Annotated in this window: 19 protein-coding genes and 1 pseudogene; 13 read left to right on the top strand and 7 right to left on the bottom strand. The window is 59.0% G+C overall.

The window, feature by feature from the left end; genetic code table 11:
- Positions 1–29: 29 nt before the first annotated feature.
- The 3 genes from IPM39_16320 to IPM39_16310 all read right to left on the bottom strand — a co-directional run bounded on the left by IPM39_16320 (position 30) and on the right by IPM39_16310 (position 4,854).
- Positions 30–3,899 (bottom strand): beta-propeller fold lactonase family protein, encoded by a 3,870-nt coding sequence (locus IPM39_16320; GenBank protein ID MBK8987616.1) that lies wholly within the window; start codon positions 3,897–3,899, stop codon positions 30–32.
- A gap of 62 nt (positions 3,900–3,961) precedes the next feature.
- Positions 3,962–4,315 carry a CSLREA domain-containing protein gene (locus IPM39_16315; GenBank protein ID MBK8987615.1) on the bottom strand — a complete coding sequence of 118 codons (354 nt, stop codon included), beginning with the start codon at positions 4,313–4,315 and terminating at the stop codon, positions 3,962–3,964.
- Between the two features lie 59 nt (positions 4,316–4,374).
- A complete protein-coding gene (locus IPM39_16310; GenBank protein MBK8987614.1) occupies positions 4,375–4,854 on the bottom strand; it encodes a hypothetical protein in 480 nt (159 codons plus the stop codon).
- A gap of 168 nt (positions 4,855–5,022) precedes the next feature.
- Here IPM39_16310 and IPM39_16305 point away from each other — a divergent pair, with 168 nt between their 5' ends.
- Positions 5,023–7,476, top strand: a complete 2,454-nt coding sequence (locus IPM39_16305) for a tetratricopeptide repeat protein (GenBank protein ID MBK8987613.1) — start codon at positions 5,023–5,025, stop codon at positions 7,474–7,476.
- Positions 7,477–7,508: 32 nt separating this feature from the next.
- Here the strand turns inward: IPM39_16305 and IPM39_16300 are convergent, their stop codons facing one another.
- Together IPM39_16300 and IPM39_16295 are read right to left on the bottom strand one after the other, a co-directional pair.
- Positions 7,509–7,910: a VOC family protein gene (locus IPM39_16300; protein ID MBK8987612.1), complete on the bottom strand. Its 402-nt coding sequence runs from the start codon at positions 7,908–7,910 to the stop codon at positions 7,509–7,511.
- 366 nt (positions 7,911–8,276) lie between these two features.
- Positions 8,277–9,491 carry a pyridoxal phosphate-dependent aminotransferase gene (locus IPM39_16295; GenBank protein ID MBK8987611.1) on the bottom strand — a complete coding sequence of 405 codons (1,215 nt, stop codon included), beginning with the start codon at positions 9,489–9,491 and terminating at the stop codon, positions 8,277–8,279.
- 182 nt (positions 9,492–9,673) lie between these two features.
- On the opposite strand from IPM39_16295, the gene IPM39_16290 reads away from it, so the two are divergent.
- The 10 genes and pseudogenes from IPM39_16290 (at position 9,674) to IPM39_16245 (ending at position 18,374) form a co-directional block, all read left to right on the top strand.
- Positions 9,674–9,913, top strand: a complete 240-nt coding sequence (locus IPM39_16290; GenBank protein ID MBK8987610.1) for a response regulator — start codon at positions 9,674–9,676, stop codon at positions 9,911–9,913.
- Positions 9,888–11,244 (top strand): annotated as a pseudogene (locus IPM39_16285) (transposase). The gene IPM39_16290 and the pseudogene IPM39_16285 overlap by 26 nt, the downstream one beginning before the upstream one ends.
- Positions 11,245–11,417: 173 nt before the next feature.
- Complete coding sequence (locus tag IPM39_16280) at positions 11,418–11,939, top strand: response regulator transcription factor (protein ID MBK8987609.1); 522 nt, start codon at positions 11,418–11,420, stop codon at positions 11,937–11,939.
- Between the two features lie 73 nt (positions 11,940–12,012).
- On the top strand, positions 12,013–13,341 hold the full coding sequence (locus IPM39_16275; GenBank protein ID MBK8987608.1) for a HAMP domain-containing histidine kinase: 1,329 nt from the start codon (positions 12,013–12,015) through the stop codon (positions 13,339–13,341).
- 239 nt (positions 13,342–13,580) lie between these two features.
- The gene (locus tag IPM39_16270) at positions 13,581–14,120 is read left to right on the top strand and encodes a hypothetical protein (protein MBK8987607.1); all 540 of its coding nucleotides are present in this window, start codon (positions 13,581–13,583) and stop codon (positions 14,118–14,120) included.
- Positions 14,117–14,794, top strand: a complete 678-nt coding sequence (locus IPM39_16265) for a sensor histidine kinase (GenBank protein ID MBK8987606.1) — start codon at positions 14,117–14,119, stop codon at positions 14,792–14,794. The genes IPM39_16270 and IPM39_16265 overlap by 4 nt, the downstream gene beginning before the upstream one ends.
- A complete protein-coding gene (gene kynU, locus IPM39_16260) occupies positions 14,791–16,056 on the top strand; it encodes a kynureninase (protein ID MBK8987605.1) in 1,266 nt (421 codons plus the stop codon). Before IPM39_16265 ends, kynU begins: the two co-directional genes overlap by 4 nt.
- 324 nt (positions 16,057–16,380) lie before the next feature.
- Positions 16,381–16,758, top strand: a complete 378-nt coding sequence (locus IPM39_16255; GenBank protein MBK8987604.1) for a MerR family transcriptional regulator — start codon at positions 16,381–16,383, stop codon at positions 16,756–16,758.
- Positions 16,759–17,085: 327 nt separating this feature from the next.
- A complete protein-coding gene (locus tag IPM39_16250; GenBank protein MBK8987603.1) occupies positions 17,086–17,487 on the top strand; it encodes a cupin domain-containing protein in 402 nt (133 codons plus the stop codon).
- A 2-nt stretch (positions 17,488–17,489) separates the two neighbouring features.
- Positions 17,490–18,374 (top strand): TIGR03560 family F420-dependent LLM class oxidoreductase, encoded by an 885-nt coding sequence (locus IPM39_16245; protein MBK8987602.1) that lies wholly within the window; start codon positions 17,490–17,492, stop codon positions 18,372–18,374.
- Positions 18,375–18,481: 107 nt separating this feature from the next.
- Here IPM39_16245 and IPM39_16240 read toward each other — a convergent pair whose 3' ends face one another.
- Both IPM39_16240 and IPM39_16235 read right to left on the bottom strand, forming a co-directional pair.
- Positions 18,482–18,730: a hypothetical protein gene (locus IPM39_16240; GenBank protein MBK8987601.1), complete on the bottom strand. Its 249-nt coding sequence runs from the start codon at positions 18,728–18,730 to the stop codon at positions 18,482–18,484.
- A gap of 57 nt (positions 18,731–18,787) precedes the next feature.
- On the bottom strand, positions 18,788–19,246 hold the full coding sequence (locus tag IPM39_16235) for a hypothetical protein (GenBank protein MBK8987600.1): 459 nt from the start codon (positions 19,244–19,246) through the stop codon (positions 18,788–18,790).
- Between the two features lie 390 nt (positions 19,247–19,636).
- On the opposite strand from IPM39_16235, the gene IPM39_16230 reads away from it, so the two are divergent.
- Positions 19,637–20,719: an MBL fold metallo-hydrolase gene (locus IPM39_16230; protein ID MBK8987599.1), complete on the top strand. Its 1,083-nt coding sequence runs from the start codon at positions 19,637–19,639 to the stop codon at positions 20,717–20,719.
- A 17-nt stretch (positions 20,720–20,736) separates the two neighbouring features.
- Entirely contained in the window at positions 20,737–21,831 is a 1,095-nt protein-coding gene (mutY, locus tag IPM39_16225) for an A/G-specific adenine glycosylase (protein MBK8987598.1), read from the top strand.
- The last annotated feature ends 260 nt before the right edge of the window (positions 21,832–22,091 follow it).

Below are 22,091 nucleotides of genomic sequence, written 5' to 3'. Positions count from 1 at the left end.
GCGACTGCGCGCGGCGTGCCTGGCCTGGCTTATCGCTGCGTCATTGGCAAATATACCTGGTAGGCGACCAAAGTAAGCGTCAGCGCATTGGATTCACCGCCGCCGGGAGCCGGATTCACCACCGCAATCGTCCCAAACCCTGGGAAAGCGACATCATAGGCGGTCAGCGTCATCTGCAGTTCTGTGCTGCTGATGAAGGTGGTGGGGCGGCTGCTGCCCTGCCAATGCGCTTGCGCTCCCTGGACAAAATTCGCGCCATGCAGTGTTACCAGCAGCGGTTGGCTGGTTGCGCCCCGAGCCGGCACGGCCGTTGGCGTCAGCCCGGTCAACGTGGGCGCAGGATTTTGCCCCGGCGCGGCCACGGTGAACGAGACCAGATTAGACGTACCCCCACCCGGCCCTGGATTGATGACGGCGATAACGGCCGTTCCCGGCAACAGCAAATCGCCCGCGCCAATCTCCGCCCGTACCTCGTTGGCGCTGATAAAGGTGGTTGGCCGGTTGGCCCCATTCCACTGTACCACCGCCCCAGAGACAAAATTCGAGCCAATCAGCGCCAGGCTGAAGGCCGGGCCGCCGGCCGCCTCCCCTTGCGGGCTGAGGTAGCTGATGGACGGCGTGGGGTTTTGGTTTAACGGCCGTACCACAAATGGCAAACTGTTGTTCGACACGCCGCCGCCTGGCGTGGGGTTAAACACCGAGATGCTCAATGTGCCCGGCGCGGCCATATCTGAAGCGGGCAGGCTGGCTTCGATGCGGCTGCTAGTGACAAATGTCGTCGGCCGGTCGGCGCCATTCACGCGGGCGATGGAGCCGGGCACAAAGCCTTCGCCCTCAATCACCAGCGTCAGGGCCGGCGCGCCCACCTGCGCCGAGGCCGGCTGTAAACTGGTGAGGGTGGCGATGGGATTGGCCGTTTGCAGCAGCACCACAGCGTCATCCAGGTAAGCCGCCGTGTAGACGCTGGACCCATCCGGGCTGACGGCCACGCTGTACGCGCCGTTGAGCGCTGGAAGCCCTGTAACCGCATTGCGGAAGATGGCCTGGCGCAGCGAGATGGCCCCATTGTTAGGATTGCGGTCCAGCACGGTTAGCGCCTTGTCGGTGTAAGCGGCGACGTAAATAGACAATCCATCGGGGCTGATTTCCAGACCACGCGCACCGGCCAGGCTGTCTATGCCGCCGCTGCCATCCTTCAGCCGCCCGCCCCAGGTCAGCGTGCCGTTGCTGCCGCGGACAAAGCGGGCGACGGCGTTGTCGTTCAGGCTGGCGGTGTAAACGTGTCGTCCATCTGGGCTGACCAGCACATCGAAGGCTCCATCCAACCCATCAATAAACAGGCAGAGGGGGTTGCAGTTTACAAGCTGCCCCTCAAACCGCAGTTGTTGGAAAGTAAGCGTCCCATTTTGCGCGTTGCGTTGATAGGTGGCGATACGGCCGTTGCCCGCCGCGGTAAAACTGGCGATGTACACATTGGCCCCATCTGGGCTAACAGCCAACCGCCGCGCACCATCCAGGTTGGTCCCATCGGTCACGGTGTCTTCGTAGCCCACAAAGCCATCGCTGTCGCGGTAGAAGATGACCACCGAATCACCATTGTTGGCGGCGACGTAGATGTGACGGCCGTCGGGACTGACAGCAATCCCCTCCGGCCCATCCAGACCGGGCAGAAAAGCGCCCAAAGTCCATACGTCTTCCAGAGCCAACATGCCAGAGCTGTTGTTCCGGCTGTAGACCAGGAAATTGTCGGAAACGCCGCCGGCCACGTACACTCGTTGGCCGTCTGGGCTGATGGCGATGCCGCGTGGTTGGTCCAGATTCACGTGGCCGAAGGCAGCAACCTGCGTCAGTTCGCCATTGGACGGGTTGCGGCTGAAGAGGATGATACGGTCGGAGTTGTAAGCGGTGGCGTAGACATGACGGCCGTCTGGACTGACCACCACATCGTACATGCCATCCATGTTGTTGAGGCCGTTTTGCCCGTTGATGTAGCTGATGCCCGGCGGATAAAGATGGGGCGATGGCGGCGGCGCGCCTTCGCACACCAGGTTGTATGTCACGCTGGGGCGCGTCGGGTCGTTGGTTTGCAGGGTGATAACGGCCGTGCGCAGCCCTACATCTTGCGGCGTGCAGGTGATCGGCAGCACCACCGGCGGCTCGCCATCGTTGATGGTCGTGTCGAAGGCGTTAAAGGTGAATTCGGTAAAGTTGGGGCCGGCAATGTCAATCGGTCCCATCACAAGGGTGGCGTTGCCTGTTTCCATGAAGGTCAGGTCCAGCACGCTGGACTGCCCCACTTCCACCGCGCCAAAATCCAACGGGCCGGGCGCGGCCGGCATAGAGCCAAAGCCGGGCACGGGCGCGGCCTGCACATTGCACAGCAAGGTATAGCTGACAGTCGGCAGGTTTGGGTCGTTGGTACTCAGCGTAAGGGTGGCGCTGTGGTTGTTAACGGCCGTGCCGTTGCACTGCAACACCACCGTCCGGCTGCCGTTGGGGATGTTCAGCGGGAACGGCGTCAGCACGGCAAACTCCGCCGGATTCGCCCCGCCGAGGGTCGGGTTGCTCACCGTCAGGGTGGTGTTGCCCGTTTCAAAAATGGCAAACGTGTTGGTGATCGGCACACCCACGCTGGTATTGCCAATGACGATGGGTCCCGGCTGCACCGGCGTCGAGCCGTAGCCGGCGACGGCCGGTTCCGCCTCAAACGCGCCGATGTCGCAAGCTGCCCCCTTGGGGCGCGGGTCGCCGCGCTGGTCTTCGTTGTCCACCGGCGCGGCAGCGCAAACCGTGTTGCTGCCCGCGTCTCGCGCCGGGCTGCCCGCGCCCAACGCCTGCGTCAGCAGCGAGGCAATCGCCCCGCCGTTAAAAAAGGGCGCTTCCAGCAGTGGGTCGGCGCTGGCGACGGCCGCGCCGCAGGCTGTGCCCGGGTATTGCAGATTGCTGCCGTTGTCTTGCGGCGCGTCGGCGGCGCAGGTTCCACCGCTGCCGGTGCTGCCCTCTTCGATGATGGTGTTCCACAAGGCGATGCGGTTGATGCGCTGGTTTTCGGCGTTGAAGTTCAACATCGCACCGCCGCTGTTGGCCCGGTTGCCGGAAATGGTCACGTTGCGCAGTTCGATGATGGCGTCGGCCGTGTCGTCGTTGTTGTACAGCGCCCCACCCTGGCCCAACCCGGCCACATTCAGGAAAAAGGAGCTGTTGGCTGCCCGCACCGTGCCGCCCAGGTTATACACCGCGCCCCCCTGCCCGGCAGTATTGTCGAATTTTGGGGAGGCGACGTTGGCGTTGAAGGCGGTTTTGACCAGATTCAGATTGCCGCCGCGCACATAGACGCCGCCGCCGCGCCCGCTGGCGCTGCCGCCAGAGATGTTGGCGTTAAATGACGAGTTCATGACCGTCACGGGGATATCGCCGGCCACCTGCATCGCCCCACCAGAACCGCCGGGCGTCAGGTTGCCGTTGAAGGCGCTGCGGACAATGCTGATGGCGTTGTCTTCGTAGCTGTTGTCTATGTAGATGGCCCCACCGCCGTGGTCGCTTTGTGACCCGGTGGCAATGTTGCCGGAAAAGATGGCGTCGCTGATGGACATGGGTGACGTGGTAATGAGGGCGATGGCTCCGCCTTTTTCCTCGGCGATGTTGCCGGCGAAGTTGCTGCCAGCAATGTTGAGCGCTTCGCTGGCTCCGCCGTTGAAGCGGATGGCCCCGCCATTCTCACCGGCTTTGTTGCCGGAGAAATTGCAGCCCAACAAGTTGAGGGCAGCGTTGGTGTTGATGGCCCCGCCGCTGAAAGTGGATTCGTTGCCGATGAAAGAAACGCCGACGGCGTTGATTTTGCCATCGCCATTACCCTGAATGGCCCCGCCAAAGCCGCTCTTGCCGTTTTGCAGGGTCATGTTGAGCAGGCTTAGTTTACCGCTGCTGGAAACGGTGAAAAAGTTGCTGGCCTGGTTGCCATCTAAAATGATGGGACCGCTGATGGTGATGTCGGGTTGATGTACATGGTCTCGACGAATTGGATGCTGCCGGAGACGCTGAAGGTGATGGTGTCGGCGCCGCTGCCGGCCGGACAATCATTGGTACTGACCGGGGCGTTGTTGTTGGCGGCTTCGACGGCTTCGCGCAGGGAGCAGAGGCCGTCGTCTATGGTGGGGTCGTTGATGGGTTTGTCGGTGAGGGTGTTGACGGTGAGGTTGGCGGCGTGTACCGGCCGCTGGGCAAAAACAAACAACGTGGCCAGCAGGAGAACGGCCGTTCCCCCGCCCCACTTCAACCACACGCGCCAGACTGGTTGGGCAAAATCACGCATCATAGCAGCTCCTTGAATTGGCAGATTGGTCCAATCTCCAAGATTGGACCAATCTTTTGTAGCTAATTGGTCGCCAGGGACATGATGAGAAAGAAGGCATCATCACCGGCGCTTGAATCGGCCACACGAATGAGGGTGAGGGTTTGTTTGCCTTTAGACCAGATGCCGGTCTGGAAAAGGTCGTTGCTCTGGTTGACCGAACTCATCACATCCCCAGCAATGTTACCGGCAATGCCACCCAGTCCGCTTTTCCAATCGTCGCTGCCCAGTTTATCGTTGTAGAAGCTCTCGACCTGCTGCCAGGTGGTTCCCGCCGGCAGGCGATATGCCTTTTGCTCGATCTGACCGCCCACACCGGCGCTGCTGCGGACCTGGGCGTCTTGCACCATGTTGTTCACCAGGGTATCGGCCACCGGGTCTACCCCCGGCTCCAGGGCTGCGGCGTCTGGGTAAATGGCAATATCGTTGATAGTGGCCGCCGATCCGCCGCCACACGCTGCCAATAGTAAGACAAACAGTAACAAGAAAGATAGTTTTTTCATTTTTCACTCCTGTTTTGCGAACGAATTTGTTGGTTTGATGGGTTTGTTAGTTTGCTAATCAACAAACCAACTCATACCAGTGTAAAGCCGCCGCCGCCGCCAGTCAGTGTCAGAAAGTGTCACCATTTCTGACACACTTTGCCGGGGCTGCTGTTATAATCCGGGGCTATGTCCACGCCTGAGCCTTTTCCTAACTGGTTGAAGCGCCGCCGCAAAGCGTTTGATCTGAGCCGCGAGGCGTTGGCGCGGCAGGTGCATTGTTCGGTCAGCGCTGTGCGTCGTCTGGAAGCGGGTGATTTACGGCCGTCACCCCAGTTAGCCGGTTTGTTGGCCGAAGCGTTGGGTCTGGCTGCCGACGAGCGCGAGAATTTTGTCTTGTTTGCGCGCGGGATCAGCCAGACGCCGCCGCCGCCAGACGCCTATTCGCCGCCGGTCGGCATGACGTCGGCCGCGCCAGAACCGGCCGCCGGCAACTTGCCCACTCCCCTCACCAGTTTTGTCGGTCGGAAGCCAGAGGTGACGGCCGTATGTGAACTGCTCCAGGAACCGGGGGTACGCTTGCTCACCCTCACCGGGCCGCCGGGCACAGGCAAGACTCGCCTCAGTCTGGCCGCCGCTGGGCAGTTGGCGGCCACCGGGCAGCAGTTGGCGGCCGCAGCCGTTTTCCCGCAAGGCGCTTTTTTTGTGCCCCTGGCCCCCATCACCGACCCCGACCTGGTGGTCGCGGCCATCGCCGAGGCGTTGGGCGTAGCCGAACCTCTGCGCGCCGGGGATGGATTGGCGCCGCTGCAGCAGGCGCTGAAGGCGTATTTACGGCCGTGTCGCCTGCTGCTAGTTCTGGATAACTTCGAGCAAGTAGTAGGCGCGGCCGCCGTCATCACCGACTTGTTAGCGGCCGCCCCCGGCGTGAAGGCGCTGGTAACCAGCCGGGAGGTGCTGCATGTGTACGGCGAGCATGAATTCCCCGTGCCGCCCCTCTCGCTGCCAGACGTGAACCGCCTGCCGACCAATACGGCCGTGTCCTATCTTTCCCGTTACCCATCTGTACGCCTGTTTCAGGAGCGGGCGCGGGCGGCGCGGCCCGATTTTCGCCTGACGGCCGATAACGTGGCCGATGTGGCCCGCATCTGCGCCTGGCTGGATGGCCTGCCGCTGGCAATTGAGATGGCCGCTGCCCAGGTGAAGTGGCTGACGCCGGCGCAGGTGTTTGCCCAGTTGCGCACACGCCTGGCAGCCCTTACCGGCGGCCCACGCGACCTGACGCCGCGCCAGCAGTCGCTCAGCGGCGCCATTGCCTGGAGCTATGACCTGTTGGCGGCCGATGAGCGGGCGTTGTTTGAGGTGATGGGGGTTTTTGTGGGCGGGGCCGATGCGACGGCCGCGCGCGCCGTCATGGCCGCGTTGGGTCTGGCTCAGGCGGCGGACGAAGCCCGGTTAACGGCCGTCTTGCAAACCCTGGCCGCCAAAAGCCTGCTCACCTATACACCAGGCGCGGCGGGGGAACCCCGTTTTGCTATGCTGGAAACCTTGCGTGAATATGCGCAGGAGCAGCTGCAGGCGCGGGGATTGTTAACGGCCGTGCAGCAAGCCCACGCCGATTACTACGCCGCACTGGCCGCGGCCGCGCAGCCCCATCTGGTCGCCAGCGCAGACCAGGTTTTGTGGCTGGCGCTGTTGGAACAAGAACACCACAACTTGCGCGCCGCCCTGGCCTGGGTGGTGGCGCTGGCCGGGCGCACCCAGGCGCCCGCCCAGGTCCGCGCTGTCCTGGAACTGGTTGAGAATTTGCAGCAATTTTGGTATGTTCGCGGCCATTTGCACCAGGCGCGGCATTGGTTGGAAACAGCGCTGGCCTTGAGCCAGGAACAGAATGAACTGCACGCCCTGATCTTGAACCGCATGGGTAAATTTGCTAGAGTGCAGGGCGACATTTCCCTGGCGCAGACCTGCCATGAGCAGGCGTTGGTGGTTCAGGAACGGGTGGGCGACCAACCGGGGTTGTGCCGCTCGTTGGAGAACCTGGCGATTTTGGCGGGCACGCAGGGGGATTACGGCCGTGCCCGCGAGCTGTTAGAGCAAACGCTGGCGATTCAACGGCAGTCCGGCGAGACGCGCCCGGTTGTATCCACGTTGAATAATCTGGCGATTGTGCTGCGCCGCCTGGGCGACCTGGCCGGAGCGGAGCGCTTGTATCTGGAAGGCACGCAGTTGTGCCGCCAGAGCAACAACCTGAGTTCACTCAGCTACACGCTGCATGGCCTGGGGGAAGTGAACGTGGAGCGGGGCAACCCGGACGTTGCGCTGGGTTATTTTCGGGAGAGCATCCAACTGCGCCAACAGTTGGGCGACCGTCCAGAATTGGCGATCTCGCTGGGGGCCATCGGCATGGCGCGCATGTATTTGGGTGACGCGGCCGGGGCGGCGCGGCTGTTTGCCGCCAGCGAGCGGCTGCGGCAGGAGTTGGGCATCAATCCGGCGGCCAGCTACCAGGCCGAAGCGGAAGCCAAAATCGGCCATGCGCGGGCTTTGTTGGGGGAGGCCGCATTTGCCCAGGCGTGGCGGGAAGGCCAGGCGTTGTCGCTGGTGGCGGCGGTGGCGTTGGCCGTGAGCCGTGAACTGTGAGCCGTGTTTTGCGCTTCAGCCGCAGTTAACAGTTAGGGGGTGTGAAGCGATTGATTGATTTCAATCAAATTGCCATCAGGGTCGCGGAAGTGGGCCGTGCGGATGCCCCAATCAGGACGATCGGTCGGTTCGGTACTCAATTGAACGCCTGATGCTTTTAACTGCTCACAAGTTGCATCAACATCCTCAACAGCAAATACCAGACAGACCTTGTCTTGGGCATTCGTCTGAGCGGGTAGATTGGTTGTGCCTGTTACTTCGCTCATCTCATGTTTGTCGAACAGAGATATGTTAACTGTGCCTAAAATAAAATCGGCATAGGTGTCATTTTCTGTTCCAAACCCAACTTGCCAACCCAATACATCTCGATAAAACAGGAAACACGCTTTGAAGTTAGAGACCAGTAACCGGGTAAACTCATATTTGTAACTCATGATGACCCACCTCTTTTGTTTGCAGCCACTATCATTTGATAGCAACTGCCTGTCCAGTCGCCGACAGCATCTTATGCCCGGCGGTGCATTCCCCCACCTGAGAACATACCTGCCCGTTGAAGGAATGTTTTGCCCCAATTATAGCGGGTACGTTGGCACGAAGCAGCAATGCCAATTGTGAACTTGCTCGTAGCGGCGAGACAGGCGGGCCAACGTCGCGGCCATTCTCCAACATCTCTGCTGCCGCCTGTCTCGCCCGGTTCAGACGACAGTGGGCGAGACGGCGCGGGAAAATGCCGTCCGCTGCGGCTGCTGCCTGTCCACGCCGTCCCGCCCCTAGCAAAATTGGAATTGCCGCACACAAAATTATGGCAGGCGGGATACGGCCGTATGAATCCTCTCCAGCGCCTCGACCAAAATGGAACGGGGGCAGGCCAGGTTGAAACGTTCAAAACCGCCGCCCTCTGGCCCGAACATTTCCCCGTCATCCAGAAAAACCCGCGCTTCGTCCATGAGCAGTTGTTTGCGGCGGGCCGGGTCTAGGCCCAGGGCGCGGAAATCCACCCAGGCCAGATACGTGCCCTGTGGCTCAATGACGTGCAGTTGGGGCAGATGTTGGGCGATGTAGTCGGCCATGAAGCGGTAATTGTCGTGGATGTAGACCAATGCCTCTTCCAGCCAGGCTGTGCCATGTCGGTAAGCCGCTTCGGTGGCCGTCAGGCCGAAGACGCTGCCGCCCATCAGCCCGTTGTGGTCCAGGGTTTTGTGGAAAGCCAGACGCATGGCCTTGTCGGGGATGAGGATGTTGGATGTTTTGAGGCCGGCCAGGTTGAAGGTTTTGCTGGGCGCGGTGCAGATGATGCTTTTCTGGTTGAACTCTTCGCTGATGGCGGCGAAGGAGGTGAAGGTGGAGCCGGGGTGGATGAGGTCGCAGTGGATTTCGTCGGAGACCACCAGGACGTCGTTTGCCAGGCAGATGTCGCCGAAGCGGGTCAGTTCTTCCTGCGTCCAGACGCGGCCTACGGGGTTGTGCGGGCTGCACAGAATTGCCATTTTGACGGCCGGGTCGGCGGCTTTGGCGGCTAAATCGTCGAAGTCTATGTGGTAACGGCCGTTCTCTAGCACCAACGAATTAGACACAATCTCGGCGCCGTGGTTGGTGATGGCGCTAAAAAACGGGTAGTACACCGGTCGCTGCACCAATACCTTCTCGCCGGGCTGCACAAAGGTGCTTACCAACAAGTTGAGCGCCGTCACCACACCGGGCGTCAGCACAAACCAGTCGCGCTGCACGGGACGGCCGTAACGCTGCGCCATCCACTCAATTACGGCCTCATAATAGCTGTCGCCGGGCACTGTATAGCCAAAAACGCCATGCGCCGCTCGCGCTTGCAGCGCCGCGATGACCGCCGGCGGCGCGCTAAAATCCATGTCGGCCACCCACATCGGCAGCAGCCGCTGCGCGCCGTGTTTGGCGTGGCTTTGGTCGCTGGCAGTAAAACGGCCGTCTCTAAACACATAGCCCCATTTCACGCTGTCGGTCCCGCTGCGGTCAATTTCGGTGTCAAAGTTAAACGTCATGGTTGCCTCCAAGAAATGATGGTCAATTGTCAATGGTCAATCGTCAATTGTCAATGTCGCTGCGCGACAGATTCGCCCCTGTCAATCATCAACCCATCGGCAAGCTCAGGACCAATCGTAAATCAACTATAAATCTGGTCTAAATAAAATCTTAACCATTGCTCAGGTATAATGAAGGCGTTATGCAAACAATCATGGTAGTAGACGACAAAGCCAACGTGCGCACGCTGCTGCGCGAATATCTGACCGAGCAAGGCTACCGGGTGGTGACGGCCGAAAACGGCCGTGTCGCCCTCTTCACCGCTCGCCAGGAAAAGCCAGACATCATTTTGCTAGCAGCTTGTCGGAGAAGATACGTTTCTCCGAACAAAAATGATTTCGGTGTAAACTTTGGGTATGGCAAGAAAATTCAGAACTGCTGATTACGAAAAGACCCTGGACCTGCAAATCACCTTGCGCGATGTCCTGCCACCCGACCATTTGGCTCGCTTCATTGTCGCTGTCGTCGCCCAACTTGATTTGGGGATCATGTATAGAAAGTATAGTGAGCAGGGTGCGCCACCATACGCCCCGGAAGTGATGTTGGGATTGCTGTTCTACAGCTATGCCAGCGGCGTATTCAGTTCGCGCAAGATTGAACGCGCCACCCATGAGGTGATTCCCTTTCGTTTCATTACCGGTGACATGCACCCCGACCATGACACGATTGCGGCTTTCCGCCAACAATTTCTGGCTGAACTGAAAGAGTTGTTTGTCCAGATACTGTTGATTGCCCAGGCGATGGGCTATTTGCAATTGGGTAACGTCAGTCTGGATGGCAGCAAAATCCATGCCGATGCGTCCAAGAGCAAAGCGGTCAGTTACCAGCGGCTGTTGGCTATCGAAGCCTATCTGCAAGCCGAAGTCGAGGAGTTGTTCACTTTGGCTGAAGTTGCCGATGGAGGACAACTGCCCGAAGAGATGAACATTCCCGATGAGATTGCCCGACGCCAGCAGCAATTGGCGCGGCTGGCCGAAGCCAAGAAGGTGCTGGAGGAACGCGCCCAGGCCCGGTATGAAGCCGAGCAAGCCGAATACGAGGCCAAGATGCAAGCCCGGGCCGAAAAGACCGACCCACAGGGAAAAAGCCGCCGGGCAAACCACCGCAGCCACCCACTCCAGGACCCAGAGATAAAGACCAGTACAACTTCACCGACCCCGAATCGCGCATCATGAAAAACGCCACCAACAGCGGCTTTGACCAACATTATAACGTCCAGGTAGTGGTTGACCATGACAGTCGTCTGGTAGTGGGCAATTGGTTGTGTGACCATACCAACGATAAACAGGCCGCCCTGCCAACTCTCGACACCGTACCACCAGTCGTGGGTCAGCCGAAAAAGGTCAATTTGGACACCGGCTATTTCAGCGAAAACAACATCGCCAGCTTGGAAGCGCGCGGCATTGACCCCTACATCGCCACCGGTCGCAGCCCACACCATCAGGGTTGGCGTGCCTTTTCCTGGACAATCCCAACCCGCCACCCAATGATGCTTCCGTCAAAGAGCAAATGGCTTACAAACTGCAGACCACCCTCGGCAAAGCCACCTACCGTTTGCGCAAATCGACGGTTGAACCGGTTATCGGTATCATCAAGGAAACCTTGGGTTTCCGTCAGTTTTCTCTGCGAGGCCTGGTTGCTGCCGGTGGCGAATGGACATTGGTTTGTCTGGCTTACAACTTGAAACGATTGCATACCTTGCAGGTTGGTTGATGGGGGCGTTATTGCCCCCTGCCTGATGCCCGAAAACGGGCTGTAAAACCGTGCAAAATTCATGGTAATGAGGCCAATATGAGTTGCAAACTGCTTGTCTTGATGCTTTGAAATCGTTATTTGTCTATCATCGGGCCTTCAGAAGATATTTTTCCGACAGCCTGCTAGACATCATGATGCCGGAGATGGATGGGTATACCTTCATGCGCACCTTCCGCCAGGAGGCAGACGCGCCCATCATTTTGCTGACGGCCAAGTTGGAGGAGACAGACAAGGTGCTGGGGCTGGAACTGGGGGCCGACGATTACGTCACCAAGCCGTTTGGGATGCGCGAATTGGTGGCCCGTGTGCGGGCCGTGCTGCGGCGCGCGGGACACAGCGACACGCCGGCCGAAGTGCTGCGCGTCGCGGATGTGGTGTTGGATCGAAACGGCCGTCGTGTCACTGTCGCCGGGAAAGAAGCCCAACTCACGCCGTCGGAATTTGACCTGTTGGCGATGTTCATGGCCTCCCCTGGCCGCGCCTTCTCGCGGCTGGAATTATTGGAACAACTACAAGGCATCGCCCTGGAAAGCGCAGAAAAAACCATCAACGTCCACATCCGCAACCTGCGCACCAAAATCGAACCAGACCCGGCTAACCCGCGTTATGTGGAAACGGTGTTTGGCGTGGGCTACCGATTCTGTATGGAATAGTGTTCAGTAACCAGTGTTCAGTGTTCAGTTTGCCGTCCACTGAATACTGAACACTTTCCCCCGGGCAATCCGTATGCGTTCACTGCGCGTTAAACTCATCTTAACCTTTCTGGCTGTCAGCCTGACCGGCTCGTTGATTGCCGCGATTATCGTACGGCAGTCCAATGAGCGGGCCTTTAACACGCTGTTGCAAGAGCAGGTACGGGGCAGTTTTGTAGACGATGCCCTGGCCTATTACGTGGCAAACGGTTCGTGGGCCGGCATTGGGCGGCGGGGTCATGGCTATGGGGTTGGTTTCCGGCGGCCCGATTCGCCGTTTGCCCTGGCAGACGAGAACGGCCGTATCCTCATTGAAAACGGCCCCTACCGGCGCGATACGGTCATTGCGGCTGAAGAATTGGCCGCGGGCATTCCCTTGATGGTAGACGAGGTGCAAGTGGGTGTGGTGCTGCCGGTGAACCAACCACCGCCGCGCAGTTCAGAGGAACAGGCGTACATCAGGCAAATCAATCGGGCGCTGCTGATGGGGGCGTTAACGGCAACGGCCGTCGCCATTGTGCTGGCGATTGTCCTGGCGCAGACCCTGACACGGCCGTTGCAAGAATTGGCCGCCGCCAGCCGGGCCATGGCCGCCGGCGACCTGGAGCAGCAGGTCCCCGTGCGTACCCAGGACGAACTGGGTGATCTGGCGACCACCTTCAACCAGATGAGCGCCGAACTGGCCCGCGCTAACCAGCAGCGCCGCCAGATGACCGCGGACATCGCCCACGACCTGCGCACCCCGCTCACGGTTCTTTCTGGCTACCTGGAAGCCATGGAAGATGGCGACCTGACCCCCACGCCGCCCCGGCTGCAAGTGATGTCCCAGGAAGTGGATACCCTCAAACGGCTGGTCGAAGACCTGCGCACCCTCTCCCTGGCCGACGCCGGCAACCTGACCCTATACAAAGAGCCATTAGACCCGCACGAACTGCTCATTCAGGTCCAGTCGGCGTATGCCCACCAGGCTGCGCAGCAAAATGTCCACCTGGCAGTGGTTGCCTCGCCGCATCTGCCCCCAGCCCACGTAGACCCGGCCCGGCTGCGCCAGGTATTAAGCAACCTGGTCAGCAACGCGCTGCGCCATACCCCGACCGGCGGCCACATCACCCTGCGCGCCGACCCCTCAACGGCCAAACCCGACGGCCTGCAGCTAAGCGTCACCGATACTGGCAGCGGCATCTCCCCGGAAGATTTGCCCCATATCTTCGACCGCTTCTACCGCGGCGACAAGGCGCGCCAGGAGGGCGGCGAATCTGGCCTCGGTTTGGCCATCGCCAAATCGCTGATAGCCGCCCATGGCGGCGCGATTCAGGTGACCTCCACCCCTGGCAGCGGCGCCACGTTCACCATTTTGCTCTAGCAGCCGTAAGCCGTAATGTCTGACTTGTCCTGAATATAATTGAGGGCGAGATGGCGGGGAGAAACGGCCGTCCCCTCTCCCCTATGATTTATGGCCTATTTTCAGAACCGCCCAGATGGAGTATGGTTTTATTGTGTACATCCCTTTCTGGGTCTGGCACAAAGCACGTTATACGAAGAGCAAATCGGCTGTGGGCAACAGCGCAAAAACCACCAGAAGTTATGAGGATGGGCCGTAGGATGAGCAGTTACCAGACACAATTTGCCAGCGCCGCGCGCGAAGAACCTGTTCAAGTGATGTGGAGCCACCAGCAGTTCTCCCAATTGGGGGTTCTGTGCCAGGTGTTAGACGCCATCGAAAACGGGGTCGTCATTTTGAATCCGCAGCGGCAAGTCATTTACATCAATCAACCCTTAGCCGAGTTTGCCAATCTATCTGACAAAGATGAGGCCATTGGGCTGCGGGTGGGCGAGGTTATCGGCTGCGACCACGCCTTTACCACATTCGGCGGCTGCGGTACGACTGAATTTTGCCGTTCTTGTGGGGCCATTACCGCCATTCTAATCGCTCAGGACGGCCAGGCCAACGTGCAGGAGTGCCGGATTGCGCGTCATGTTGACAACCAGTTTGATGTGTTGGATCTGCGCGTGAAGGCCACGCCGTTAACTGTAGATGGGGAAAAGATAACTGTTTTCTCCGTGACCAATATCGCCGATGAGAAGCGGCGGCAGGTTTTGGAACACATCTTTTTCATGATTTGCGCAATACGGCGACGGTGATTCATGGCGTCGCCGAACTGGTGGAAATGCAAATGGGTGACGAGCCGTTAAGCCAGATGCTTAACCGGGCCTCCCACAAGCTGATGGATGAGATTGCGGCGCAGCAGCAGTTGTTAGCGGCGGAGAACGGCCGTCTGGAGCTGGAAATGGCCGACGCTTTGTCCCAACCGCTGCTGGAAGAACTTGTCGCTTTGTACACCATGCAGGCCACCGACCGGGGATGTGAAGTATGTCTGTCGCCAGAGGCCGAGAATTTTCTTTTGGTGACGGATACGGCCGTCCTTGGCCGCGTCTTGGGTAATATGATCAAAAATGCGCTGGAAGCCTGCGCCGTGGGCGATACGGTAACGGTAGGCAGCCGGTCGGCCAATGGTCGGGCCTATTTTTGGGTGCATAATCCCACCTTTATGCGTCCCCCCGTGCAGCGGCAGGTCTTTTTGCGCTCTTTTTCGACCAAAGGGGCGCAGCGCGGCCTGGGCACGTATAGTATGCGGCTGTTGAGCGAACGCTTTTTGGGTGGGCGGGTCAGCTTTGCCACAGACCCAACCGATGGGACCACATTTACGGCCGTTTATCCACTGCGACCAGACCACCCGGCGGCGCAAATGACAACGCCGAAAAGGGAAACGGCCGTTGCCCACACCATCCCGTTATCCATCATCTTCGCCTCATGACGCCAACCGATTCCGCCTACGCCCAAGAGCTTGACGCGCAGGATGCGTTGGCCGCATTTCGTCAGCAGTTCCTCATCACCGACCCAGACCTGATTTATCTGGATGGCAATTCGCTGGGGCGGCTGCCTTTGGCGGCGCAAACCCGGCTGGCCGATGTGGTGGCGCAGGCGTGGGGCGACCGGCTGATTCGCGGCTGGAACGAGGGCTGGATGGACCTGGCTGCCCGCGTTGGCGGCAAAATCGCCGGGCTGGTCGGCGCGCAGCCCGACGAGGTGCTGCTGGCCGATTCTACGTCGGTAAATCTCTACAAGCTGGCCCTGGCGGCGCTGCAAGCCCAACCCGGCCGCCACAAAATTGTCACCGACGACCTGAATTTCCCCTCTGACTTGTATATTTTACAGGGCATCTGCCGTTTGTTGGGGTCAGGCTGTTATGTTGAAGTTGTGTCATCGCCGGATGGCATTCATGGGCCAGTAGATGCGTTGGCGCAGGCAGTGGATGAGGACACAGCCCTGGTCACGCTCTCGCACACCGCCTTCAAAAGCAGCTATACCTATGATATGACGGCCGTTACCCATCTGGCCCATCAACACGGCGCGCTCATGCTCTGGGACCTCAGCCACTCGGTCGGGGCGCTGCCTGTGCGCCTGAACGCCGCCCAGGCCGACCTGGCCGTGGGCTGCACCTACAAATATCTCAACGGCGGCCCCGGCGCGCCGGCCTTCCTTTACGTTCGCCGCGACGGGCAGGAAAAGCTGGCAAATCCCATTGCTGGTTGGATGGGGCAGAACCGGCCGTTTGAGTTCAGCCTGGCATATGAACCGGCCCCTGGATTGGCCCGCTTCCTCAGCGGTACGCCGCCGGTTGTGGCGTTGACGGCCGTTGAACCCGGCGTAGACCTGCTGTGGGAAGCGGGAATGGACCGTCTGCGCGCCAAATCTGTCCGCCAAAGCGAGTACCTGATTGCCTTGTGGCAGGCGTGGTTGGAACCACTGGGCTTCCGCCTCAACTCGCCGCGGCAAGCGGCCTGGCGCGGTTCCCACGTCTCTTTTGGCCACCCCGACGCCTGGCGCATCAGCCAGGCGTACATCCAGGAAATGCGCGTCATCCCCGACTTTCGCCGCCCAGACAACATCCGCCTGGGCCTGACGCCGCTGTACACGACGTTTAGCGAGATTTACACGGCCGTTGCCCGCCTGCGCACCGTCGTCGAAGATAAGCTGTACGAGAAATATCGGGGGGAAATGACGGCCGTTACCTAATTGTCAATGGTCAACCGTTGGCAATATGGCGGGCAGGTTGGTGACTGGCAAGCGGGCTGTGGCCGGCGTCCCGCCGCGCCACACTTCACTTGCCAATCATCAACTCGACGGCCGTACTTGCTGCATCAATAGATTATACCCGCCAACTGCGCCGTATCACGGAAGACCGTGCCAGAGCAGAGGATATGGCGGGTCTGTTCCCCACAGGCGAGATTGAACCATTTTGAGGGGTTGGGCCAAAACTCCCAAAGTGAGCCAATAGCAAAATTCCCCCTTGACTTGGAGTTAACTCCAGGTGTTACACTACCCTGCGGAGGTGCAAACATGAAGATTTCAGAAGTGAGCGAACAATCCGGGCTGTCGGTAGATACGCTGCGCTACTACGAGAAAGTTGGCCTGCTCCCACCAGTCAGCCGGACTGATGGCGGCATCCGAGATTACAACGAACTTGATCTGAGGCGGGTTGATTTCATCAAGTGTATGCGAACGGCCGGGCTGCCGATTGAAGTGCTGATTGAGTATTTCGCGCTTGTGCAGCAGGGGGATGAGACCATTGAAGCCAGGAAAGAAATCTTGCAGGCGCAGCGCGCCCAACTTATGGCCAGGATGGCTGAACTGCAAGAAATCTTAAACTTGCTCAACCACAAAATACAGGTGTATGAAAACGCGGTCTTGACGAGAGAGCAAGAACTGGCTGATTAATACCTTACGAGCCAATTTTTTATACAGTGAGCAAGAATATTGTCAAAGATTACGCAGATTACGCAAATTTTTGTAATGGTCACGATTTGGTTGGAAACGATGTCATTCTGACGAGTCTTCGAGGAAGAATCCCCTTGCTGCCGATAAATAGGGATTCTTCGCTCCGAAGACTCCGCTCAGAACTTGTCCTGAGTCTGTCGAAGGAATGACCTCGACCAAATTGTAACCAATACAGATTACGCAGATTTTTATCTTCAATCTGTGTAATCTGTGTAATCTTTGATGACCTCTTTTTGGTTCTGGCTTGTCCAGGTTAAGGAGTTCCAAATGGAAATCAAACGAAATGGCACACAGCCTGCTGGTAAAGGTCCGGCCGACTGGTTTAGCGGTACGGTGCGGATTGATCCTTTGTTTGCGGCCAAAGAACCGGCGCGGGTGGGTGGCGCCAGCGTCACCTTTGAGCCAGGGGCGCGTACCGCCTGGCATACGCATCCGCTGGGGCAGACGTTGCTTGTCACGGCCGGTTGTGGTCGGGCGCAGCGCTGGGGCGGCCTGATTGAGGAGATTAAACCGGGCGACGTTGTGCAGTTTGCGCCGGGTGAGAAACATTGGCATGGGGCTGCGCCGGAAACGGCCGTTACCCACATCGCCATCCAGGAATACCTCGACGGCAAAGCTGTTGACTGGCTGGAACAGGTCAGCGACGAACAATATCAAAAAGGAGATTGATCATGCGCATTGGATTACAAATTCCGTCTTTTAAGTATCCAGGGGGAACGGCCGTTATCCGTCCAAAACTCAAAGAAATCGTCACCACCGCCGAAGCAGCCGGGTTTTACAGCCTCTGGGTCATGGACCATTATTATCAAATCAAGGGATTGTTCGGCGAAGCTTATACCGACCCGATGCTGGAAAGCTATACCACGCTCGGCTATTTTGCCGGATTAACTGAAAAAGCCTATCTCGGCGTGTTGGTGACGGGCGTTATTTATCGCCACCCTTCCGTTTTGCTGAAGATGGTCAACACCCTTGATATTCTCTCCGGCGGTCGCGCTTATCTGGGCATTGGCGCGGCCTGGTATGAAGAAGAGGCAAAAGGTTACGGCATCCCCTACCCCTCCACATCCGAACGCTTCGAGCAGCTAGAGGACAATTTGCAGCTGGCGCAGGCGCTCTGGAACAGCGATGAGGCGTCCTTTGCCGGCAAGCATTATTCCGCGCCGGCCATCACCAACAATCCCCGCCCGCTCTCAACCCCACATCCACGTATCATGGTTGGCGGTACGGGACCGAATAAGACCCTGCGAATGGTGGCGCAATATGCCGACGCCTGCAATATCGGCGAGTGGGTGGGTAAGGAAAATATGCAAAAAGCGCTCGACACACTCAAAGCGCACTGCGAAGCGCTAGGACGCGATTACGACACAATCGAGAAAACGTCCCTCAGCACCGTGAATCTCTCCGGAGATGACACTCTAGACAGCGTCATCGGCCGTCTCAAGGAACTTTCGGCGATGGGTTTCTCCCACGCGATATTCAATATGCCGGATGTTTACAAAATCACCCCGCTCGAAACCTTTGCCAAAGAGGTTATCCCGGCAGCGGCCGATCTCTAGTCAGGAGACATTGCGAAAGTGGACCGCTGAACGCGAGGCAATCAGCATCCTGGAAACGGTGGACATTCACACCGGAGTCGCAACCGTCCTCAGAGAGTTTGACTACGTTATCGAAGCGCCGAATTGGACGAGGAACGGCCGTTTCCCCAACACCAACAGCTAACAGGGAATGGGGAACGGCCGTTGCCCACCAACCAATCGCCAAAAGTGAATGGGGAACGGCCGTTGTCGCAGCCAAATGTGGTATGGTCTGGAAGACCGGCCCCAGTATAGGGATTCACCGTTACCCGCTCGTAGGTGTTGATCCACTCTGGGTGGCGGTTTAGCTTATTCGCCAGGATACTGGCGCTGACCATCCACTTCAGCGCGCAAGCGAACGTCTTGAAGCGGAATGACAGCCACTGGTTTCCCCATCACGTATTTGCATCCTGGTCCGGCTCTGCCCATGCGTATCTGTAGAAACGGCCGGCGAGCCAGCCGCCCGCGGCGCCGCAGAGCGCGCCAGCGGCAGTAACGAGGAATGTTAGCGAAACCGGCCACATGAATTGGCCGCTGAACCAAAGCGCTGTCAGCGTCGCGCCGAAGATTGCGCCCAACCAGGAGCCAAGCCTAGGGGTGAGCGCTGTGCGGTGGAGTTGGGCTATCACCCCGCTGACTGAGGCGGTCAGCGCACCGACCACCATTCCGATAGGAGCGCCAGCTAAAGCGCCAACAATGAGGCCCATGCCTATGTCTTCTCCACCATAGGTAATCAATAATCCGAAGGCGGCGCCAAATAGCGCCCCGGCAATGCCACCGCCTATGATGCCGGCGACCACGGCCACCAGTAGTTTTCTGAACCGCCGCGCCCGTGAAGCAGTTGCAGCATGCACTGAAACCTCTTCGTTGATCTTGACTTTGCCGGTGATTGTATCATGCCGGCCGGAACAATTTAGCGCGCGGTGGGTGACGTTTTCGGCCGAAAGGTTTGCCAGACCAAACGCTTCCGGTGTAAGCTTTGCCCATTATGTCGATACCGATTTGGGCCACCAGGCTCCACGTTCCGGCGCTGCGTCTGCACAGCGTCGCCCAACCCCTTTCACTTGCCAATCACCAACTCGACGGCCGTACTTGCTGCACCAATAGAGTATACCCGCCAACTGCACCGTATCACGGAAGACCGTGCCAGAGCAGAGGACGGCGACCTCCCGAATCTGGTACGGTTCTATAACGCGAAGTGTATGTCAGGGAACGATACCGCGCGAAAAAGGACGCGGCAGCGGATGAAAACCAGCCTGGTCCTGCTCGAACTGTCAATTGTCAATTGGCTATTGACCATTGACAATTCTATAATCCTCTCCATGAAAACCATCCAAAAATTCACCACCAGCGCCGGCCGGGTTATTTATTCCTTTCCGGTGCGTTCCTTTCCGACCCTCGTCAACAACATTTATCTCATCAGCGATGGCGACCAGCTTATCCTGGTGGACTGTGGCTCCGGCTACGACAAGGCCAACGACGAACTGCTGGCCGGCGTGACGGCCGTTGCCGAGCAGTATGATCCAGCCATTGGTTTAACGGCCGTCACCACCATCCTCATCACCCACGGCCATATAGACCATTTCGGCGGGCTGCCCTTTGTGCGCCAGTTCACCAACGCCCCCATTGGCGTCCACATTTTAGACCGGCGTGTATTGTCCAATTTCGAGGAGCGCATTGTCTTTGCCGCCAGCCGCCTGGATATTTTTCTGGAACGCGCCGGCGTGGCCGACAAACATCGGCAAGGCTTGATGGCCGCTTACCACTTCGGCAAAAATTACTATCGCTCTATGCCGGTCCAATTTCTGCTGGATGAAGACGAACTGACGGTGGGCGGCATCCATGTTTACCATGTGCCCGGCCACTGCCCCGGCCAGGTTTGCCTGCACGTAGACGATGTGCTGCTGACGGCCGACCACGTTCTGTCGCGCATCACGCCGCACCAGTCGCCCGAATCCATCACCAATAACATGGGCCTGGGCCATTACCTGGATTCACTCAAGAAAATCGAAAAAGTGCCGGGCATCCGGCTGGGGCTGGGTGGGCATCAGGAGCCGATGGAAGATGTATACGGCCGTATCGCCGCCATCCGCCAATCCCACGACGAACGCCTGCAAAAAGTGATGGACATCTGCTGCGAACCCAAATCCATCGCCGACATCAGCCGTGATTTATTTGGCCGCGTCGAAAGCTACCACGTGCTGCTGGCGCTGGAAGAGACCGGGGCGCATGTGGAACACCTCTATCAGCGCGGCGAACTCGTCGCCGCCAACCTGGACGAAATCGCCGGTCAGCGCCATCCGGTGGTGCAGTACCTCCGGGCCTGACACGCAGCGGACCACAAATGACGAACCACACCCTCCCTCCCCCTCCTACCCTCCTCCTCGACTGGTGGGATGCCGGGCACGCCGATTGGCCCTGGCGCGGCGCGCGCGACCCTTACCGCATCTGGGTGGCCGAGATTATGCTTCAGCAGACGCAAATCGCTGCTGTGCTGCCTTATTACCAGCGTTGGCTGGCTCGTTTCCCCACCGTGCAAGACCTGGCCACCGCGCCCCTGGATGACGTGCTGAAAGTGTGGGAGGGGCTGGGCTATTACAGCCGGGCGCGCAATATGCACGCCACCGCCCAAACGGTGGTGACGGAGTGGCACGGCCGTTTCCCCCCCACCGCCGCCCAATTACAAACGCTCAAAGGCATCGGCCGTTACACCGCCGGAGCCATCGCCTCTATCGCCTATGGCGAGCCGGTCCCTGTGCTGGATGGCAATGTCATCCGCGTCCTCAGCCGTCTCACCGACCTGCCCAACGATGTGACACAAACGGCAACCAAAAACCACCTCTGGCAGCTTGCCGCCGACCTCGTGCCGTCGGATCGTCCCGGCGATTACAACCAGGCGCTCATGGAGTTGGGCCAGACGATCTGCCTGCCGCAAAAGCCGCTCTGCCTGCTGTGCCCACTGACTGCCCACTGCCTGGCGCGGCAGCGTGGCACACAGCTTGAAAGACCGGTGAAACCACCACGCCAGCGCACCCCCCATTACGATGTAGTCGCCGCGATTATCTGGCAAAATGGCCCGGGGCTGGATGAGCGGTTTTTGATTGCCCAACGGCCGTTAAACGGCCTGCTCGGTGGCTTGTGGGAATTTCCCGGTGGCAAACAGGAAGCCGGCGAATCGCTGCCCGCTGCCCTGGAACGGGAAATAGAAGAAGAACTGGCCCTGCAAATTCGCGTCGGCGACCACCTGACCAGCATCCAACATGCCTACACCCACTTCCGCATTACCCTCCACGCTTACCACGCCAGCCACATTGGCGGCCATCCCCAACACATTGGCGTCGCCGACCACGCCTGGGTCACCCTGGCCGACCTGGACCGCTACGCCTTCGCTGTCACCGACCGCAAAATCATCGCCCGTCTCAGAGAATCGTTTGGGTAAGAGATTTTTGGCATGGTTCATTGAGCATCTTCTTTACAAACTTACGCGACATTGTCATTCCTTCGGCGTTGCTCAGGACAAGGTCTGAGCGGAGTCTTCGGCCCTGAGCAACGTCGAACGGGGAAGCATCCCGCTACCGCCAGAGGAACGGGATGCTTCGGAGGATGCTTCGGCAGGCTCAGCACAGGCTCTCAGCATGACATGTCTTTGCCCTAAATTTGTAAACCACATATCGCCTGAAATGAACCATGCCGATTTTC

Origin of the sequence: Candidatus Leptovillus gracilis (genome assembly GCA_016716065.1) — a bacterium.
Lineage (GTDB): Bacteria > Chloroflexota > Anaerolineae > Promineifilales > Promineifilaceae > Leptovillus > Leptovillus gracilis.
This window is presented reverse-complemented; position numbering and strand designations above follow the sequence as displayed.

Coding starts and splice junctions, on each gene's coding strand:
- IPM39_16320 (MBK8987616.1), bottom strand. CDS start 3,899: ATGACCCTGCAAAACGGCAAGAGCGGCTTTGGCGGGGCCATTCAGGGT.
- IPM39_16315 (MBK8987615.1), bottom strand. CDS start 4,315: ATGATGCGTGATTTTGCCCAACCAGTCTGGCGCGTGTGGTTGAAGTGG.
- IPM39_16310 (MBK8987614.1), bottom strand. CDS start 4,854: ATGAAAAAACTATCTTTCTTGTTACTGTTTGTCTTACTATTGGCAGCG.
- IPM39_16305 (MBK8987613.1), top strand. CDS start 5,023: ATGTCCACGCCTGAGCCTTTTCCTAACTGGTTGAAGCGCCGCCGCAAA.
- IPM39_16300 (MBK8987612.1), bottom strand. CDS start 7,910: ATGAGTTACAAATATGAGTTTACCCGGTTACTGGTCTCTAACTTCAAA.
- IPM39_16295 (MBK8987611.1), bottom strand. CDS start 9,491: ATGACGTTTAACTTTGACACCGAAATTGACCGCAGCGGGACCGACAGC.
- IPM39_16290 (MBK8987610.1), top strand. CDS start 9,674: ATGCAAACAATCATGGTAGTAGACGACAAAGCCAACGTGCGCACGCTG.
- IPM39_16280 (MBK8987609.1), top strand. CDS start 11,418: ATGATGCCGGAGATGGATGGGTATACCTTCATGCGCACCTTCCGCCAG.
- IPM39_16275 (MBK8987608.1), top strand. CDS start 12,013: ATGCGTTCACTGCGCGTTAAACTCATCTTAACCTTTCTGGCTGTCAGC.
- IPM39_16270 (MBK8987607.1), top strand. CDS start 13,581: ATGAGCAGTTACCAGACACAATTTGCCAGCGCCGCGCGCGAAGAACCT.
- kynU (MBK8987605.1), top strand. CDS start 14,791: ATGACGCCAACCGATTCCGCCTACGCCCAAGAGCTTGACGCGCAGGAT.
- IPM39_16255 (MBK8987604.1), top strand. CDS start 16,381: ATGAAGATTTCAGAAGTGAGCGAACAATCCGGGCTGTCGGTAGATACG.
- IPM39_16250 (MBK8987603.1), top strand. CDS start 17,086: ATGGAAATCAAACGAAATGGCACACAGCCTGCTGGTAAAGGTCCGGCC.
- IPM39_16245 (MBK8987602.1), top strand. CDS start 17,490: ATGCGCATTGGATTACAAATTCCGTCTTTTAAGTATCCAGGGGGAACG.
- IPM39_16240 (MBK8987601.1), bottom strand. CDS start 18,730: ATGGTCAGCGCCAGTATCCTGGCGAATAAGCTAAACCGCCACCCAGAG.
- IPM39_16230 (MBK8987599.1), top strand. CDS start 19,637: ATGAAAACCAGCCTGGTCCTGCTCGAACTGTCAATTGTCAATTGGCTA.
- mutY (MBK8987598.1), top strand. CDS start 20,737: ATGACGAACCACACCCTCCCTCCCCCTCCTACCCTCCTCCTCGACTGG.